The 17,108-nt window shown below is 63.7% G+C and carries 18 protein-coding genes and 1 riboswitch; of the genes, 1 reads left to right on the top strand and 17 read right to left on the bottom strand.

Features of this window, described 5'->3' with window-relative positions:
* Nucleotides 1-133: 133 nt before the first annotated feature.
* From fgd to KTR60_RS07350, 4 genes are all read right to left on the bottom strand, one after another.
* Nucleotides 134-1,147 carry a glucose-6-phosphate dehydrogenase (coenzyme-F420) gene (gene fgd, locus KTR60_RS07365; RefSeq protein WP_003944371.1) on the bottom strand — a complete coding sequence of 338 codons (1,014 nt, stop codon included), beginning with the start codon at nucleotides 1,145-1,147 and terminating at the stop codon, nucleotides 134-136.
* 95 nt (nucleotides 1,148-1,242) lie between these two features.
* Nucleotides 1,243-1,590 (bottom strand): YidH family protein, encoded by a 348-nt coding sequence (locus tag KTR60_RS07360; protein WP_003944317.1) that lies wholly within the window; start codon nucleotides 1,588-1,590, stop codon nucleotides 1,243-1,245.
* Nucleotides 1,587-2,060, bottom strand: coding sequence for an RDD family protein (locus KTR60_RS07355; RefSeq protein WP_003944375.1), 474 nt, complete (start codon nucleotides 2,058-2,060; stop codon nucleotides 1,587-1,589). The genes KTR60_RS07360 and KTR60_RS07355 overlap by 4 nt, the downstream gene beginning before the upstream one ends.
* A complete protein-coding gene (locus KTR60_RS07350) occupies nucleotides 2,060-2,824 on the bottom strand; it encodes a hypothetical protein (RefSeq protein WP_228402007.1) in 765 nt (254 codons plus the stop codon). The genes KTR60_RS07355 and KTR60_RS07350 overlap by 1 nt, the downstream gene beginning before the upstream one ends.
* Before the next feature lie 115 nt (nucleotides 2,825-2,939).
* Here KTR60_RS07350 and KTR60_RS07345 point away from each other — a divergent pair, with 115 nt between their 5' ends.
* Nucleotides 2,940-3,881, top strand: a complete 942-nt coding sequence (locus KTR60_RS07345) for an alpha/beta hydrolase (RefSeq protein WP_003944347.1) — start codon at nucleotides 2,940-2,942, stop codon at nucleotides 3,879-3,881.
* A gap of 30 nt (nucleotides 3,882-3,911) precedes the next feature.
* Here KTR60_RS07345 and KTR60_RS07340 read toward each other — a convergent pair whose 3' ends face one another.
* The 13 genes from KTR60_RS07340 to KTR60_RS07285 form a co-directional block, all read right to left on the bottom strand.
* Nucleotides 3,912-4,409: a nucleoside deaminase gene (locus KTR60_RS07340; protein ID WP_073513513.1), complete on the bottom strand. Its 498-nt coding sequence runs from the start codon at nucleotides 4,407-4,409 to the stop codon at nucleotides 3,912-3,914.
* 28 nt (nucleotides 4,410-4,437) lie between these two features.
* A complete protein-coding gene (locus KTR60_RS07335) occupies nucleotides 4,438-5,580 on the bottom strand; it encodes an LLM class flavin-dependent oxidoreductase (RefSeq protein WP_208689773.1) in 1,143 nt (380 codons plus the stop codon).
* Nucleotides 5,577-6,401 (bottom strand): DUF1684 domain-containing protein, encoded by an 825-nt coding sequence (locus KTR60_RS07330; RefSeq protein ID WP_228402006.1) that lies wholly within the window; start codon nucleotides 6,399-6,401, stop codon nucleotides 5,577-5,579. The genes KTR60_RS07335 and KTR60_RS07330 overlap by 4 nt, the downstream gene beginning before the upstream one ends.
* Nucleotides 6,398-7,768 (bottom strand): NtaA/DmoA family FMN-dependent monooxygenase, encoded by a 1,371-nt coding sequence (locus tag KTR60_RS07325; protein ID WP_228402005.1) that lies wholly within the window; start codon nucleotides 7,766-7,768, stop codon nucleotides 6,398-6,400. The genes KTR60_RS07330 and KTR60_RS07325 overlap by 4 nt, the downstream gene beginning before the upstream one ends.
* Before the next feature lie 24 nt (nucleotides 7,769-7,792).
* Nucleotides 7,793-8,911: an LLM class flavin-dependent oxidoreductase gene (locus KTR60_RS07320; protein ID WP_228402004.1), complete on the bottom strand. Its 1,119-nt coding sequence runs from the start codon at nucleotides 8,909-8,911 to the stop codon at nucleotides 7,793-7,795.
* Nucleotides 8,898-10,520 (bottom strand): dipeptide ABC transporter ATP-binding protein, encoded by a 1,623-nt coding sequence (locus tag KTR60_RS07315; protein WP_228402003.1) that lies wholly within the window; start codon nucleotides 10,518-10,520, stop codon nucleotides 8,898-8,900. Before KTR60_RS07315 ends, KTR60_RS07320 begins: the two co-directional genes overlap by 14 nt.
* Nucleotides 10,517-11,407, bottom strand: a complete 891-nt coding sequence (locus KTR60_RS07310) for an ABC transporter permease (RefSeq protein WP_047269463.1) — start codon at nucleotides 11,405-11,407, stop codon at nucleotides 10,517-10,519. The genes KTR60_RS07315 and KTR60_RS07310 overlap by 4 nt, the downstream gene beginning before the upstream one ends.
* Nucleotides 11,400-12,398: an ABC transporter permease gene (locus tag KTR60_RS07305; RefSeq protein ID WP_003944382.1), complete on the bottom strand. Its 999-nt coding sequence runs from the start codon at nucleotides 12,396-12,398 to the stop codon at nucleotides 11,400-11,402. The genes KTR60_RS07310 and KTR60_RS07305 overlap by 8 nt, the downstream gene beginning before the upstream one ends.
* A gap of 2 nt (nucleotides 12,399-12,400) precedes the next feature.
* A complete protein-coding gene (locus tag KTR60_RS07300) occupies nucleotides 12,401-14,038 on the bottom strand; it encodes an ABC transporter substrate-binding protein (protein ID WP_003944291.1) in 1,638 nt (545 codons plus the stop codon).
* A 137-nt stretch (nucleotides 14,039-14,175) separates the two neighbouring features.
* Nucleotides 14,176-14,265 (bottom strand): putative leader peptide, encoded by a 90-nt coding sequence (locus tag KTR60_RS29250; protein WP_310504006.1) that lies wholly within the window; start codon nucleotides 14,263-14,265, stop codon nucleotides 14,176-14,178.
* An 8-nt stretch (nucleotides 14,266-14,273) separates the two neighbouring features.
* A riboswitch (SAM riboswitch) is annotated at nucleotides 14,274-14,368 on the bottom strand.
* A 17-nt stretch (nucleotides 14,369-14,385) separates the two neighbouring features.
* Entirely contained in the window at nucleotides 14,386-14,976 is a 591-nt protein-coding gene (locus tag KTR60_RS07295) for a GNAT family N-acetyltransferase (RefSeq protein WP_228402002.1), read from the bottom strand.
* 8 nt (nucleotides 14,977-14,984) lie between these two features.
* Complete coding sequence (locus KTR60_RS07290) at nucleotides 14,985-16,094, bottom strand: FAD-dependent oxidoreductase (protein ID WP_007726834.1); 1,110 nt, start codon at nucleotides 16,092-16,094, stop codon at nucleotides 14,985-14,987.
* A gap of 10 nt (nucleotides 16,095-16,104) precedes the next feature.
* Complete coding sequence (locus tag KTR60_RS07285) at nucleotides 16,105-17,076, bottom strand: ABC transporter substrate-binding protein (protein ID WP_007726832.1); 972 nt, start codon at nucleotides 17,074-17,076, stop codon at nucleotides 16,105-16,107.
* Nucleotides 17,077-17,108: the final 32 nt, after the last annotated feature.

The following is a 17,108-nucleotide window of genomic DNA, read 5'->3' as shown; positions in this document are numbered from 1 at the left end:
GTGTGGGCCGCCGCCCACCTTGCCACTGATCGTGGTCACGCTCACGCTCGTGCCGACAACCGGCGGCTACGAGAAAGACGAACGGTGCCTGCCACACGTCGAGTGGCAGACACCGTTCAGTTGATCTCGAGGATCAGCCCAGAGCACGCAAGCGAGGCGCGAGGTCACGCTCGAACAGTTCGAGGAACCGGCGCTGATCATGGCCCGGTGCGTGGAACACCAGGTGATTGAGACCGGCATCGACGTAGGCCTTGACCTGCTCGACGGCGTCGTCCGGATCGGAAGCGACGATCCAACGCTTGGCCACCTGCTCGATGGGCAGAGCGTCGGCAGCGGCTTCCATTTCGATCGGATCCTCGATGCTGTGCTTCTGCTCCGGCGTCAGGGACAGCGGAGCCCAGAAGCGGGTGTTCTCGAGTGCAGCCTCCGGATCGGTGTCGTAGCTGATCTTGATCTCGATCATCTTGTCGATGTCGGCGACGTCGCGCTCGGCCTTGGCTGCGCCCTCGGCAACGGCTGGAAGCAGCTTCTCGGTGTAGAGCTCCATGCCCTTTCCGGAGGTGCAGATGAAGCCGTCACCGGCACGTCCCGCGTATCGGGCGACAACGGGTCCGCCGGCCGCGATGTACACGGGAATGCCTCCCTCGGGAACGTCGTAGATCGACGCGCCACGAGTGGTGAAGTACTCGCCTTCGAAGTCGACACGATCGCCCAGCCACAGCTCACGCATCAACCGCACGGACTCACGCAGCCGCGCGAAGCGTTCTTTGAACTCGGGCCACTCGCCCTGGAAGCCGGTGGCGATCTCGTTGAGAGCCTCACCGCTGCCGACGCCGAGCATGATGCGTCCCGGGTAGAGACATCCCATCGTCGCGAACGCCTGAGCGATGACTGCCGGGTTGTAGCGGAACGTCGGCGTCATCACGGACGTGCCGATCTGCACGCGCTCGGTGCGCTCACCGACGGCGGTCATCCAGGCGAGCGAGAACGGTGCGTGGCCACCGTTGTGGCGCCACGGCTGGAAATGATCGCTCACCGCAACGGAATCCATGCCGTGCTGCTCTGCCAGAACTGCCAGCTCTACCAGTTCGCGAGGGCCGAATTGCTCAGCCGATGCCTTGTATCCGAGCTTGAGTTCCTGCGCCACCGTGCACTCCCTTGTCGTCTGTTTCGTTTACTTCTCTGACATGCTTCACGTTCTTTGCAGACTATCCAGACACCGCTCGGACTTCTCTGCGTATCTCAGCGAGCGAGGCTGGTGACCACCGTTGCCACGCCGGCTGCGACGGCAACCCCGGCCAGTGCCAGTGCAAACAGCCACAAAGCGTGCGGTTCCGGCATCGCCGCTCCGTCCTCGAGCGCCTTCTTCACCTGTAGCCAGCGTCGCATACCTACCAGTGCGGCCGCCGCCGCGAGTGCGATCAGGGTCAGACCGAGAGTCGTGCGAACCCACCCGGTACTCCATTCCGGTACCAATTGGACGACGGCGATGCCTCCGGCCAGCAGGGCGAGTGAGCTACGCATCCAGGCGAGGAAGGTGCGCTCGCTGGCAAGGGTGAAGCGCTCGTCCGGGCGGTTCGGTTCACTCATGCGTGCTCACCTCCGTGCGGTGCCACCAGATCCGGGTCCTGACGCCAGTCGTAGACGACCTCGGTGCGCAGAACGATGTCCTGCAACGAACGTCGTCGTCGATCGACCGCCGACCACAGCAATCCGAAGGCGAAGAGCACGCAGAGCACCGCACGGATGAAGGCCAACGGCCAGCGCACGAGGCGATGCCCGGACGTGATCACCCGCAGCCCCATCACGAGGGACCCGACGGTCCGACCGGTGGTCGCCCAGCAGGCGGTCAGATACGCCACCGAGACACCGAGAAATGCCGTCGTGGACAGGAAGATTCCCGGTTCCGAGAAAGTGAAACTCTGTGGCGAGAAGAGCAGTCGGACGAAGGCGAAGCCCACGTACACGGAACCCATCAGGAGCAGGACGACGCCCAGGTCGATCAGTCCGGCGAGTCCACGGGTGACGATGCCGGCTGGGCCGGAACTCTCCTGGGCCACTAGCGTTCGCCTGCGTTCGTCTTCGGATCGGTCTCTGTCGACGGTTTTTCTGGTGACGGTTTATCTGATGACGGTTTATCTGATGACGGTTTATCTGATGACGGTGCGTTGTCGCGGCCGAAGAGTCGCCCGACGAAGCCGGCGACAGCGTCGTCCGCCTGCATGCCCTGCACTCGAGCTCCGTGCACGGCTTCCGTGGAGAGTGAACCGGTCGATTCACGAATCATCTGGGGCAGGTCGACGCCCTCGATGACCTGGTCGGCGATCTTGACGAGGTCGATGCGGTTGACCTGGCGTTCGAGGTCGACCGTGTCGACTATCCCGTCGAGATCGAGGCGATCGATCACCGCTTTGACGTCGAGGCGGCTTGCGATCTCGTCCACGTCGACCCGGTCGATGATCGGTTCGAGCGAGACCCGTTCGGCAATCTTGTCCACGTCGATGTTCTCGGCGATCTTGTCGATGTCCACGTGGTCGACGACGATCTTGGTGATGTCGACTTCGGACAGAGCAGCGTCGACGACAGCTTTGATCACCGTCCGCAAGGTCGAGTCGGCGAACTCCACGGTCGAGTGCATCGCTTCCGTGCCGCGAGTGGTGACCTGGGTGATCGCGCCGTCGAGTGCGTCACCGACGACAGGGATCCGCTGCACGGAATCAAGTGCGAGACCAGCGGTTCTGCGCGCCGCACCAGCCGTGATCGCGGCCAGCCCGAAGGCCAGCCGAATCACGTCGGATTGGGGGTGGTGCGACTGCGATCCCACGCAATTGTCTCCATCTTCTTATACGACTGTTACCCGGACATTCGTCACTCCTCTTCGCATTGTGCCACTGTTGGAAGGCACAAATACGCTGTCCGGCTTGCGCCTGGGGGGAAATATGAAGACACGTCGTTTCACGGTTCGGCTGACGATGGCGGTGGCCATGGCCGCCGGCTTTCTCGGCCTCAGCGCGCCGACCGCGAGCGCGGATTCCGTGGTCAGTCGCATCGACGTCTACTCCCCCTCGATGGACCGCTGGATCGCCAACGACGTGATTTCGCCGGCCGGAGGAGGCCCGGCCCCGACCTTCTATCTGTTGACCGGTGTCGGCGGCGGCGAGGACGGGATCTCGTGGTTCAACAACACCGGAGTTCGTGACTTCTTCGACGACAAACACGTCAACGTGGTCATGCCGGTCGGCGGCAAGTTCAGCATGTACACCGACTGGAACGCCGACGATCCGGTGCTGGGCCGTAACAAGTGGCAGACGTACCTCACCAAGGAACTACCGGCGGCGGTCAACGCTCGGTACAACACGACCGGTGTCAACGCACTCGGCGGTGTGTCGATGGCCGGCGGACCGGTTCTGGACCTCGCGATCCAGTCGCCGGGCACCTACCGCGCAGTCGGCTCGTACAGCGGCTGTCCGCGCGCCGGCGACCCGCTCGGCCAGGCAGCGGTGCGCTCGATGGTCGAGATACTCGGCGGCGGCAACGCGGCCAACATGTGGGGGCCGTGGGGTAGCCCGCAGTGGGCGGCGCACGACCCGTTGATCAACGCCGAGAAACTGCGTGGCACAGCGCTGTTCATCTCGACCGGCAACGGCCTCCCCGGCCCGGTGGACGGAATCAACTCGCTGGCGATGGCCGCCGGCGTCGTTCCCGGCGCGGTCCTCGAAGGCATCACCAACATGTGCACCGCTGCCCTGCAGGGGCGATTCGGTCAGCTCGGCATTCCCGCGACGTTCAGCTTCCGACCCGAAGGCACCCACACCTGGGGGCTCTTCGAAGCCGACATGCGCGCGTCGTGGCCGATGATCGCGGGCGCTATCGGGGCGTGAGCCTCACGGCCCTCCTTACAAGCCATGGCGTCAGGTGAGACTGCGCGCCCAGTCCCGCATCCCGGCGGGGCCAGTGCCGGTGGCGTATTCAGCGAACAGATTTCGCGCTTCGTCACGGCGGATGCCGCCGAGGACTTCACGCGGCTTACGGAAAAACGGAAGTTCCACAGGCGGCGCCCACAGCTGCACGAGTTCCGCCGCACCGTCGTTCGGGGATTCGAGAGCGAACCACACCCGGGTCACGCCGAGCGTGATCGCGGCACCCATACACATGAGACATGGTTCGAGATTGACCGCCAATGTCAATTCACCGGACGCTCGAGTGAATCCGAGAGCCTCGTCGGCCTGCAAGAGCGCTTGAAGGTCCGCATGGACTACCCGTCGGCCGAGTGCCCGTTCTTGCGTATACGCCCGCCCGAGCACACGGTCGTCGTCGAACACGACTGCGCCGATCGGCATCTCCCCGAGCTCCATGCCCTCACGCGCTACGTCAAGAGCAACCGCAAGGGCATCTCGAGGTGAAAACATCACTCGACACTAATGGACCAAGGCAAACTCACGCTGCCAGTAGTGCGGGTAGTCCCCATTCCTTGGCAAGCAGCTCGTACGAGCGCAGACGATCCTCGTGCCGATGGGTCACCCCGGTGATTACCAATTCGTCCGCTCCGGTGAGCTTCTGCAAACTGTCGAGCCTGTCGGCGACGGTAGACGGTGAACCGACGAACTGCGTGATCAGCCGATCCTCCACCACTGCTTTGTCGGCGTCGGAAAGTGGGAGCGCTGTCGCGGGATCGGGGTACGGGATGGCGCCGTGTCCGCTGCGAATGCTGTGCGTCCAGTGCCCGAACGTAGACGCCAACCCTCTCGCCGTCGCATCGTCTTCCGCAGCAACAACATCCGCGGAGACGACGACATACGGCTCCGACAGAACTGCCGACGGTCGGAATGCTGCACGGTATGCCTCGACGGCATCGAGCGTACTCGAGGGCGCCACATGGTAATTCGCACCGAACGGCAATCCGAGTCGTCCGGCGAGCTCGGCACTGGGGCCCGCACTGCTTCCGAACACCCACAGTTCGACGTCGGCATTCTCGCCGGGACTGGCGTGCAATTCGATGCCGTCGCGGGTTCTGTAGGTACCGTTCAGGAGCGAGCGTATGTCGTCGACCTGCTGCTTGAAATCGGGCGCCTGCGCGCCCGGAAACGCCAATGCCTCGAACGACGCCTGCAACCGCGGTGACGTGAGAAGACCGGTTGGATCGAAGGGTGCCGGGATCACGACGCCGTCGCGTACGACGTTCTCTCGCTTCGATTCTGGCGGCGCAGGCGTTCCGGCAGCGACGGCGCGAAGTGCCTCCACCCGACGCTGTCCGCTGCGCCCGATACCGAGATCGATACGACCCGGATACAACGCTTCGACGGTACCGAAGGCCTCGACCACCTGAGCCGCCGTGTTGTTGCCCAGCAGCACGGCGGCCGAGCCGACGCGAATGGTGTTGGTGGCGGCCGCGATCAGCCCGACAAGCACTGCTGGCGACGAAGAGGCAACGCCGACGAAGTGGTGTTCGGCGACCCAGTAACGCTTGTATCCCCACGCTTCGGCAGAACGAGCGAGGTCCAGCGAGTTCCGCAAAGCCTGGCGGGCCGTTCCGCCCTCACTGATCGGCGAGAGGTCGAGTACGGACAGCGGCGCGCTCACCTCGGTCCGCTTTCGGAGCGGGTGTCCGGTGTCTTCTCGCCGGCTTCCACCGCGAACGCCAGGCGGTTCTCGGCGGGGGCCACCGGGCACGTCGCGTAATCGGTGAACGCGCAGGGCAGGTTCGACGCCCGATTGAAATCGAGGACTACCGCGCCACCGGGTTCAGGTGCACTCACGTGCAGCGAGCGGGCGGCCGGGTAGGTGGACACACCACTGGTCGCGTCGGTGAACAGGATGTGAAAGCCGTTGTCCTTGCCCGCGAACGCAATCAGCGTATGCGTTTCACCGTCGTGTTCGAAGCTGATGGTTCCGCGGGCGTCGTGATGATGCTCGAGGCGCTCGACGACCGCACCTGTCGTCACCGTGCGAGCCTCCTCAAAAGCTGTGAAGACACCCTCGATGCGCCACTGCGGGTTCGGCTCGAAGGTCGGGATACCACTGAACTGCGCCAAAGCCGGGGCCGACGAATCGTGGATCCGCAGAGCCACCTCGCCGGTGCGGCGGATGACCTCGACCAACCGCGCGCCCTGCTTGACGATCAGTCCCGGCGCCCCCTCGATCGGATTCAGAGTGGCCGCACCGTCCACTGCGACGCCGTCGATCGACAAGTCGTCTGCGGGCGTCGCGGTGACGACAACGGCATTCGCGTCGGCGCGCCATGCACCGGGCAGGTCCGCGAAGGTGGAATCGGTGTCCACCAGCCAATGCAACGCAGTCAGGCTCAGCCAGCCGAGGGGTTCGCCGAAGGTGGCGTCGCGCGAGGCGTGCCAGGCATTCCAATCGCCGGTGAAGGTGCTGGTGGAAGTGTCGGTAACGGTCATGATGCGCGGACTCCTTCAGCCTGCTCGTGCGGGTGACGCAGCCCGAGATGGCTGCGCAGGGTGGTTCCTGAGTACTCGGTCCGGAAACTGCCGCGGTCCTGAAGTTCCGGTACGACGGTGTCGATGAACTCGTCGAGGCCCGCGGGGGTGATGTGGGGAACGAGGATGAATCCGTCGCTCGCGTCGCCCTGGACGTAGGTGTCGATCTCGGCAGCCACCTCCGCTGCACTACCCACGAACTGTTGGCGGGCAGTCACTTCGATGATGAGTTCACGGATGCTGAGGTTTTCGGCCTCGGCCTTGGCACGCCACTGATCTGCGACCGCTCGCGGATCCTTGACGTGGCGGACGCGTCCGCGAGTGATGTTGACGTCGTCCGACGGATCTTCCTTCGGCAACGGGCCGTCGGCGTCGTACTGGGAAAGGTCTCTGCCCCAAACCTGTTCGAGAAAAGCGATGGCAGTCTGGGGTCCGACCTGCTGCCGCCGGATGTGATACGCCTTCTCCTGTGCGTCCGCGGCGTTGTCACCGAGCACGAAGGTGGCGGCGGGGAGAATCTTGAGGTCTGCGTGCCTGCGTCCGTACTTGGCCAGGCGTCCCTTCACGTCGGCGTAGAACGCCTTGCCTGCTTCGAGCGTTCCGTGCCCGGTGAAGATCGCGTCCGCCTTGGCGGCGCCGAACTCGCGTCCTTCGTCGGAATCACCTGCCTGCAACAGAACTGGGTGCCCTTGGGGACTCCGAGGAACTTCGAAGCGTCCGGTGATATCGAACTGCTTACCGGCGTGGTGGAACTGACCGACCTGCTGGTCGGTGGCAAAAACGCCGCGCTCACGGTCGACGATCGGACGATCGATGCTCCAACTGTCCCACAGCGTCCGTACTGCGTCGACCAACTCGTTTGCGCGTGCGTACCGCTCGGAATGCTCCAGATAGCCACCGCGGCGGAAGTTCTCGCCGGTGAAGGCGTCCGAGGAGGTGACCAGGTTCCAGGCGGCGCGGCCGTCGGAGAGATGATCGAGCGTCGAGAACTGCTTGGCCAACTCGTACGGCTCGTTGAACGTGGTGTTGATCGTCCCGGCCAGGCCGAGATGCGTTGTCACACCGGCAACCGCATTGAGAATGCTGAAGGTGTCCGGGCGACCGACTACGTCGAGGTCGTGAATTTTGCCCTGATGCTCGCGTAGGCGCAAACCCTCTGCGAGGAAGAAGAAGTCGAACAATCCGCGTTCGGCACTGCGGGCGAGATGCTCGAACGAGCTGAACTCGATCTGGCTCTTGGACGCCGGATCGGTCCACACCGTGGTGTTGTTCACGCCGGGGAAGTGAGCGCCCAGATGAACTTGCTTGCGAATCCTGTTCTGTGTCATCGGTGTTCCTGTTCTCTGCTCGCGCTACGCGAACTGATTGACGGGCAACTCGAAACCCAACCGCTCGCGCAGCGTCGGGCCGGTAGTCGGTCGCGGATTGAGATTCGGCACCACGTCCGCCGCGATCTTCTCCACGGCGGCAGCCAAAGCCAAGGGACGCAGGACAACACCGTCGACCCCGGCCAGCCCACCGATCTCGCGAAGGAGGACAGTCAGGCCGGCACTGTCACCGCGATAGAACAGCGAGTGCGGGGCGTACGGCGCTCCCGCCCATTCCTCGAGTTCGGCCAGAGCGTCGTCGGCGGCTCCGCGATCAGCGCCGAGAAGCACGTCGACGTCGAGGAGAACCCTGACGCTGCGCCCGAGGGCAGCGGCATTCGCGTGGACCAGCTTGGCCGTGGCGTTGGCCACGCCGAGGTCGGTTGCCGAGATCCGAATCAGATCTCCGCGCGCAACAGCGAGCTCGCGTGCCTCCGGCCTGCTCGCGTCGACGGCGATCAGCGCCTGCCCCTGCGGGGAGCGCGGCGTGATGGACGGCCCTTTGACGGAAAAGTTCTTTCCCTCGAAGTCGATGTAGTGCAGCTTGTCTCGATCGATGAATCGTCCGCTCGCAGCGTCCCGTATCTCGGCGTCGTCCTCCCAGCTGTCCCACAGCCGACTGACCACCTCGACAGCCTCGGACGCTTCCTCCCACGCGGACTCGGGGCCCTGCACTGCCTTTCGGCCGAACAACGACGCCTGCTCAGCGGTGTCGGACACCGCGACCTGCCAGCCGGCCCGCCCCGCTGAGGAGTAGTCGATACTCGCGACGGCCTTGGAGATGTGGAACGGCTCGGTGTGCGTGACTGTCGCGGTGGGGATCAGGCCGATACGCGAGGTCACAGCACTCAGCCGCGCCGCAGTTGCCACCGCCTCCAATCTGCCCCGCACTGCGTGCTGGCCCTCGGATTGCAGTCCGAACGAGTCGGGGAGGAACGCCAGATCCACCCCACCCCGATCCGCGGCGGTCACCAGGTCCACCCAGTACGAGGGCGTGAACAGATCTTCGGCGCGCGAATCCTCGCGTCGCCAGGAGTACGGATGAGCTCCGGTTCCCTCGAATTCGAGGCCGACCAGGAATGCTCCGGAACTACGCTCGGACATGTTCGGCCTTTCGTGTCGAATGATCCCGCCCGGGGATCGCGTCGAGAAGTGTGCGTGTGTACTCGTTTCGGGGATTGTCGAAAATCTCGGTGGTAGTGCCGATTTCGAGCAATCGCCCGGCCCGCATGACGCCGACGACGTCGCTGATCTGGCGAACAACCGCAAGATCGTGGGAGATGAAGAGATAGGTCAGGCCCAGTTCGCGCTGCAACTCGTCGAGTAGCGCCAGAATCTGCGCTTGCACCGAGACGTCGAGAGCGGAGACGGGTTCGTCGAGAACGAGCAGGTCCGACTTCAACGCGAGCGCACGAGCGATCGCCACCCGTTGACGCTGGCCGCCCGAGAGTTCGGCCGGTTTGCGGCTCAGAAACTGCTCGGGAAGTGCAACCTGATCGAGCAACTCTGCCGCACGAGTCTGCTGCTGGCTGCGTCCACCAACCTTGAAGGCCCGCAGCGGCTCCGCAACGATGTCCTGGACGGACAATTTCGGGTCGAGTGATGCATAGGGGTTCTGATACACGAGCTGGATCCTTCGGCGCAGCTCACGCAGGTCGCTGCCCTTGACCTTCGTGATGTCCTGGCCGTCGAAGGTGATGGTGCCGGCATCCGCCTGCTCCAATCGCACGACAATGCGTGCGGTGGTCGACTTGCCGGAGCCCGACTCCCCCACCAGCGACACCGTCTGACCCCTCGGAACAGTCAGCGACACTTCGTTCACCGCGGTGATCGAACTCCCGCGTCCGACGTTGAAGTGCTTGGTGATTCCCGTCAGGGTCAGCAGCGGGCTGGTGTCCTGGCGGACCGGGCGAACGACTGGTCCCGAGGACAGGCTCGGCGCAGAGCTCAGAAGTTTCTTCGTGTACTCGTCTCGCGGGTTGTCCAGAATATCCGCGGTGCGGCCGGATTCGACGATCCTGCCGCCCTGCATCACCAGGATCCGGTCCGCGCGGTCTGCGGCCACACCCAGGTCGTGCGTGATCAGGAGCACGGCGGCACCGGATTCGGCGATTCGCTCGTCCAAGTGGTCGAGGATGCGTCGTTGAACCGTGACGTCCAGAGCACTGGTCGGCTCGTCGGCGATGACGAGGGCCGGGTTCGCGACAAGCGCGATACCGATCAGAACTCGTTGCCGCATACCGCCGGAGAGCTCGTGTGGGTACTGGCGTGCTCGGATTTCCGGCCGGTCGATACCCGCACGCTCGAGCACCTCGACGGCGTCCAACCGGGCTTTGCGGCGGTCTGCGAGGCCATGGATCCGCAGGACTTCTGCAACCTGGTCGCCGATCCGGGTCACCGGGTTGAGCGAGGTCGTCGGATCCTGCGGCACCAAACCGATACGCGCGCCGCGGATTCGCTGCCACGCACGGTCGGAATACGAGTCGATCTGTTCACCCTCGAACTCGACGGTCCCGCCGGTGACGTGGCCACTGCCGGCGAGCAGACCCAATATCGCGTGGGCCGTGGTCGACTTACCGGAACCCGATTCCCCGACCACCGCAACTACTTCGCCCCGACCGACGGTGAAGCTCACACCGGATACCGCGGGCTCGGCGCCGTAGGCGATCTGTAAGTCGGTGACGGAAAGCAGCTGTTCTTCGGTCGTGCTCATCGCCGGTTGTTCCTTTCGATCTCGTGGCCGATACGGTGTGCCGAGATGACCACGGCGACAATCGCGAGACCGGGAAGTGTTGTCATCCACCAGGCATTGGCGAGGAAGTTACGCCCCTCGGATACCAGCGATCCCCATTCCGGGGTAGGCGGTACCGCGCCGAATCCCAAGAAGCTCAGTGCCGACACTGCAAGAACTGCCTGCCCGAACTCGACTGCGGACAGCGCGACCACGGGCGCGTACGAGTTGGGAAGCACGTGCCGACGCAGGACACCGAGCCACCGCACACCCGAACCGAACGCGGCCTCGACGTACTGAGCGCCGCGCACCCGCATCACTTCGGCACGCATCACTCGCGCAAAGTTCGCGACCATGCTGACGCCGACCGCGATGGCGACGTTGATGGTGCCGAAGCCGAGTGCGGTCACCAGTGCCAACGAGAGCAGCAGCGCCGGAATGGACAGCAGCACGTCGACGATACGCATCAGCACGGCGTCGACGACGCCACCGACAAAGCCCGCAAGCAAACCGATTATCGATCCCGCCACCAGTGCGATTCCGACCGCCACCAAGGTTGCGGTCAGGGACAGCGCGGCACCGTGCACGAACCGTGTGTAGAGGTCACGCCCGAGATTGTCGGTTCCGAACCAGTGAGCCAGGCTCGGGCCCTGCAGTTTGTCCGCCGGGACACCGGACAACGGATCGCCGCTGGCAAAGAATCCGGGTGCGACGGCAAAGCCGATGGCAAGCAACACGATCAACACCGGAATCACCAAGCCGGGCTTTCGGATCCAGCCGATGGCCGTGGACTTTCGGCGCGAAACAACAGGTGCCTTCGCCTCGACGCTCGGATCGAGGAGTAGGGGTTCGATCAATGTGTCAGACATGAGCCGGCTCCAGATCGGTCGAGCTTTCGGTATTCGACTTTTCGGTGTGACTCTTCTTCGTCTGGATGATCCGTGGATCTATCAAGGGGTAGAAGAGGTCGACCGCGAGGTTGACGAGCACGAACACGAGAGAGGCGAACACAACGACTCCCTGCACCACCGGGATGTCCTGCGCCATCACCGACGTCTGTGTCAGACGGCCGACGCCCGCGCGAGAGAACACCGTTTCCACAACCACCGAGCCCGCCAGCAGCGTGCCGACCAGTACACCGGCGATGGTGAATGCCGGAATGCTCGCCAGTCGCAACGCATGACGGGTCTGCACGCGCCAGCGGCTGGCGCCCTTGGCATACGCAGTCTCCACGTGCGGCGAACGCAGCGTCGACTGCAGGCTGGTCGTGAGTACCTGCGCGATCACCGCGCCGGTCGGGATCGCCAAGGTGATCGCCGGAAGAATCACCGTTGCGAATCCCTTGTCTCCGAATGCCGGGAAGATGTGCAGACGGAACGAGAAGAGTTGCAGAAGAATCAGGCCCACCCAGAAAGTGGGCACTGCCACACCCAGCGGCGGCAGCGAGAACAACAGATTCGCGAGCCACCGCTTGCGGGTGTAGGTAGCGAAGAACGCGATCGCCACTCCGAACAACACGGCCAGAACCAAAGCGGTGGTTGCCAAGACCAGAGTGCTCGGCAGCGCCGAGAAGATGGCATCCGTCACCGACTGACCGGTGGAGATGGACGTACCGAAATCGCCGCGAAGAGCATTCGTCAGCGACGTCCAGTACTGCACCCACACCGACTGGTCCAAGCCGTACCGTGCCCGAAGCTGATCGAGCGCAGCCTGATCCACTGCAACACCCTGACCGGACGAGTCGGCAGCCATGCTGACGGGATCACTGGGCAGGAGGAACAGAATCACGAACGAGATGGTGAAGGCGGCCCACAGAACCACTGCGGCCTGGCCCAGTCGGGTGAGTACGTATCGAGTCATGATTACTTACCCGACAACCATGCGTCGTAGAACTGCAGGCGCGAGGAGGCTTCGAAGTTCAGGTCCTGCACACTCGATCCGGCGCCGATGGCCTGCGAGAGCTCGATGGTGGGGATGGAGAGTCCACGGTCGAGGATCAATTCCTGTGCGGTGGATACCAGTTCGCCGCGTTGGCCGTTGTCCGTGGCTGCAAGCTGGTCTGTGAGTACCTTGTCGAGCTCCGGATCTGCGCCGCGACGGTTCAGGTTGCGGCCTTCGGTGCTGAACGATGCCCGCAAGATGTCGGCGTCCGCGCGAGTGCTGTTGTAATACAGCGAATCGTAATCACCCGATACTCCCTTCTCGGTCCATTCACCGTTCGAGACCAGGTTGAGCTGCAGGTCGACGCCGACCTTCTTGAGCTGCTGCTGCACGAGCTCGAGGATGGCCTGGTTACCCGAGAACACCGGACTGAAGGTGACGCTGAAAGTGAGCTTCTGCCCGTCCTTCTCGCGGATACCGTCGCTGCCGGTCTTCCAACCAGCCGCGTCGAGGAGTTTCGCCGACTTGTCGGCGTCGTACGTCACGACACTGGATTCGTCGCTGTAGAGCGGAGTGGTGTGAGCCAGCGGGCTCGTGGCCGGGAAGAACGACGGATCCAGAACGGTGTCGACGAGTTCTTGGCGGTTGATCGCGGGAATGATGGCCTGACGAACAGCCTGATCAGCGAGAACGCCGCGACTGACGTTGGGCTGGAAGAAGAAGCTCACACCCGGGTTCGGCCTTGTGAGGATTCGTCCACCCGCGCCCTCGATTTGCGGCGCATCCTGCGGAAGCGCATCGCTGACCGCATCGAGCTGGCCGGAGGCCACGCTGCCCGCCCGCACACCGGATTCGGGAACCACCGTGAAGTCGACGCCATCGAGGTACGCCTCGCCCTGATGCGCGACCGCATCCGAGGCCCAGTTGTATCCCGCACGCTTGGCGATCTTGACGCTCTTGTCCTGCTGCCAGTCGGTGTACACGAACGGTCCGGAGGCGATCACCGCTGCACCGGGGCAGCGCTGCTCGGATGCCAGCGCGGTGGTGGAATCGGCGAGGATTCCGAGCTGTGGTGTCGAAGTTGCCTGCAGGAACTGAACATTGGGTCCGGAGAAATTGATCTTCGCCGTGTGAGCATCTACGACGTCGGTACCGGTGTACGAGGACAGGTAACTCTTCGCCAACGACGCGTTCGGTCCCAGGTTCTTGACCGAGTCGAAGGTCTTCTTCACCGAATCCGCCGTCACCGGGGTGCCGTCGCTGAAGGTGGCGTCGTCGCGAAGGACGAACGTGAAGCTAGCGGCGTCGGGGCTGATCTCCCAGCTCTTCGCGAGCCACGGGGTGATCTCTCCGGTGTCGGGATTTTGATCGGTCAGCGAATCCACCACGGTCCGAGTGACATACACGGTCTGGTTACTGCCGGCCTGGGCCGGATCGGCGCACGTCGGCGCCTGCGACAGACCGTAGCGAAGGGTTCCGCCGGACTGGGCGGGGCCTGCGTCGGCAGCACTGTCACTCCCGCTGCTGCAGCCGGCGAGGACGGTGCCGAGAACCGAGACAGCACCGATACCGGCGATTACGGTCGCGCGTTTGCGGGCACCGAATGAGGGCGAAGACACCAAGAACTCCTAAAGAGGCATGCCGAAGAGCGCACCCGTCGCCTGAGACGAAAAAGGCGATCGAGCACGAATCACTTGTGAGAGAAGAGAAAACAGACTTGTCGACGACTCGCCTGAGTGTGAATGACTGACCGAGGTCAGTTGGTACAGAAAGATCCCGCGGTGCGGCACAGGTCTACGTGACGACGCGACCAGGCGGTATCGAAACCGCCTTCGACTGCCTTCATTTCGTGTTCCTCCATCGGTCCTGGCGGTAGCACCCGCACCCGATCACTCGGGGGGTTGCTGCGACTTCAATGAGCCAGGTCTCTCGGTCGCTCTGGATGGTCGTTCGCAAGTCTACGAGGTTAAACCCGGGTGTTGTCAACCCGGTCGGTAGGAATTGCTGCTCGAGTCACATTTTCGAGGACCCGAAGTTGTTTCTCGAACGGGTGGATGCCCACCTCTTCGGGCGAGAGTGAAGCGTCGTAAAGCGGTGTGTATCCACTGGACAGATACAGCGCGACGGCCTCGGGTTGCCGAGGACCCGTCGTGAGAAACACCCGGTTGTATCCACGAAGTTCGATCTCTCGGTCCAACTCGCGAACGACGGCCTTGCCGAGGCCGCGCTTCCGATGGTCGACCGATGTCCAGATTCTCTTCAGTTCGGCAGTGGTGGAATCGAATTGACGAAACGCACCACCGGCGATCGGCAGACCGTCGTGGGTGAGCACCAGAAGCGCACCCTGCGGGTAGGCAAATTCTTCTGCCGGATACGTCGTGAGATCCTCGAGCATCGCTTCGTGAGTCCCGCCGTAACGCGAACTGTATTCGAGTGCCAACTCCGCGATCAGTGGAGCTGCCAAGGGATCGTCCTGCGATACCGAATAGACCTCTACCGCTCCGACACCCTCGAGCTGTCGAGTTCCGAGCTCCAGTGCCACAACACTTTCCTCCATGAATCTGGTCAACGCTCCCCCAGCCTGAAAACTTCCGGAGCGAGGGTGGTTCCGTCGACGAGGTCCGCCACAAGTTCACCCAGGGCCGGACCGAACTTGAACCCATGCCCCGAGAATCCCGCTGCCACCGTGACGGCGCCGACTCGGTCGATGACGAAGTTACTGTCCGGCGTGCTCGTGTACAGGCAGGTGAGCGACTCGACACGGGTGGTGTCGACACCGGGTAACCACGACTCGGCGTACTCCACCAATCGCTGCTCTCCGTCGACACCAGGGGTGTAGTCACGGGTCTGCGGAGTCACCACCGGCCCGGTCGCGTGTTCGCCGATCTTGATCCCGTCCTCGGAACCGAGCCCGTAGATCCCCGCGGTCTCCAATTCTGCGCCGGTGTGGTGAACGAAACTCGGCCACTCGACTCCGGGATCGAGCGGTGCGAAGTGTGCCGGTTGTTCCTGTGTCGTGCGCAATGTCGGCAGTACGATCTCGGAGCCGAGACCGCTGTCTGCGATCAGATCTGCAGTCCACGCACCGGCCGCGATCACGACCTGACGAGCTGCGAGCGTTCCACTGTCCGTCACCACGTCCACGCCGTAGGACGCCCGCGCGAGTGCCAACACCCGAACATCGTGACGGACCTCGGCGCCCGCAAACACCGCTCCTGCCTTCAGAGCGGTCACTGCGCGGTCCGCGTGCAACCGGCCTGCGTCGGGATGATGGAGCACCGTGGTGTCGAATCGCAGCCCCGGCCAACGGGCGGACGCCTCGGCAGGAGTGAGGATCTCACCCTTGATGCCCGCCTCGCGAAGTATCTTCGCCTTGGACTGCACTGCCTGCGGCAGGCCGTGATCGACGGCACCGGTGAGTTCCAGGAACCCGATGTCCGTCGTGGTCTCCAACTCCCGCCACAGCGGCAGCGCGCCGGCCGCCAAACCTGTGTACAGGTGATTGTCGTACGCCTGCCGATAGATGCGCGAAGTACCGTGCGACGCACCGTGCTTGTGCCCCGGCCCGAACTGTTCCAGCTGAACGACGCTACGTCCGCGTGCCGCGAGCCGCCAGGCGGCGGAGGACCCGACGAGTCCTCCGCCGATGACGATCACATCGAAAATCTCACTCATGGACGAGAGCTCACTTGGTCTTCGGAAGGCCGGGCGGGTTGATCAGGGACGTGTCGACGGCTTCGCTGGTGATGTTCCAGCGCTCGAGGATCTGCTGGTACGTGCCGTTCTCGATCGTGTGGTTGATCGCGTCGTTGATCGCCTTGATCAGGCCGTTGTCCTTCTTCACCAGCACCGCGATCTGCCCCTGCAGGGTGTCGCCGGCCCCGGAGAACTCACCGACAACCTCGGTCTCCCCCGACTGCTTGGCGTGGAACTGCGACGACGGGTTCGGGCCGAAGTAGGCGTCGATCCGGCCGGACTGCAGCGGGAGGTAGTAGTCGGTGGTGTTCTGGTAGTAGGAGATGTCGGTAGGCGCCAGGCCGGCCGCGACGTTCTGCTCACTCCACTTGACCAGCAGCGCTTCCTGATTGGTGCCCGAGGAGACGGCGATCTTCTTGCCCGCGACGTCCTTGGGTTCCTTGATGGAGATTCCGGCACCCTTCTTGGCTTCGAAGGCGAGGGTGTCGAGACGGTAGGTCGCGAAGTCGTACTTCTCCTTACGCTCCTCTGTGACAGTCACATTGGAGAGGAAGGCGTCGGCCTCACCGGAGTCGATCCGGACGAAGTTCTGTGCCCAATCTGCTGTCTGCAGGTCGACCTTCAAGCCGAGAACGTCACCGATCAGATAGGCGAAGTCGGTCTCGGAACCGATGAGGGTGGTGTCGTCGTCGGCGTAGAAACGGAGCGGCGGAGCGGAACCGGCACTACCGGTGACGCGCAGCGTGCCACGATCGCGGATGTCCTGAGGTAGCTCGGCGGCGATTGAATCCACCTTGTCGGTGGTGATGCGGTTCTGATCGGCCGTGAGGTTGTAACCCGCAGCAGCGGTGACCTGGGCGCCGTCGGACTCGGCGTCCGCGCTGCTGCATGCAGCGCTGAGCAATCCGACGGTGGCAAGCGCCGAGATCAGAAAAGTCGCGCGACGGGATGTGGAGAACATCAATTTTTCCTTCCGGGAATGAGTCTGGGTCG

This window comes from Rhodococcus sp. C1 (assembly GCF_020809065.1).
Lineage (GTDB): Bacteria > Actinomycetota > Actinomycetes > Mycobacteriales > Mycobacteriaceae > Rhodococcus_F > Rhodococcus_F qingshengii.
The sequence above is the reverse complement of the archived record's forward strand: the minus strand, read 5'-3'. Positions and strand labels throughout refer to the sequence as shown.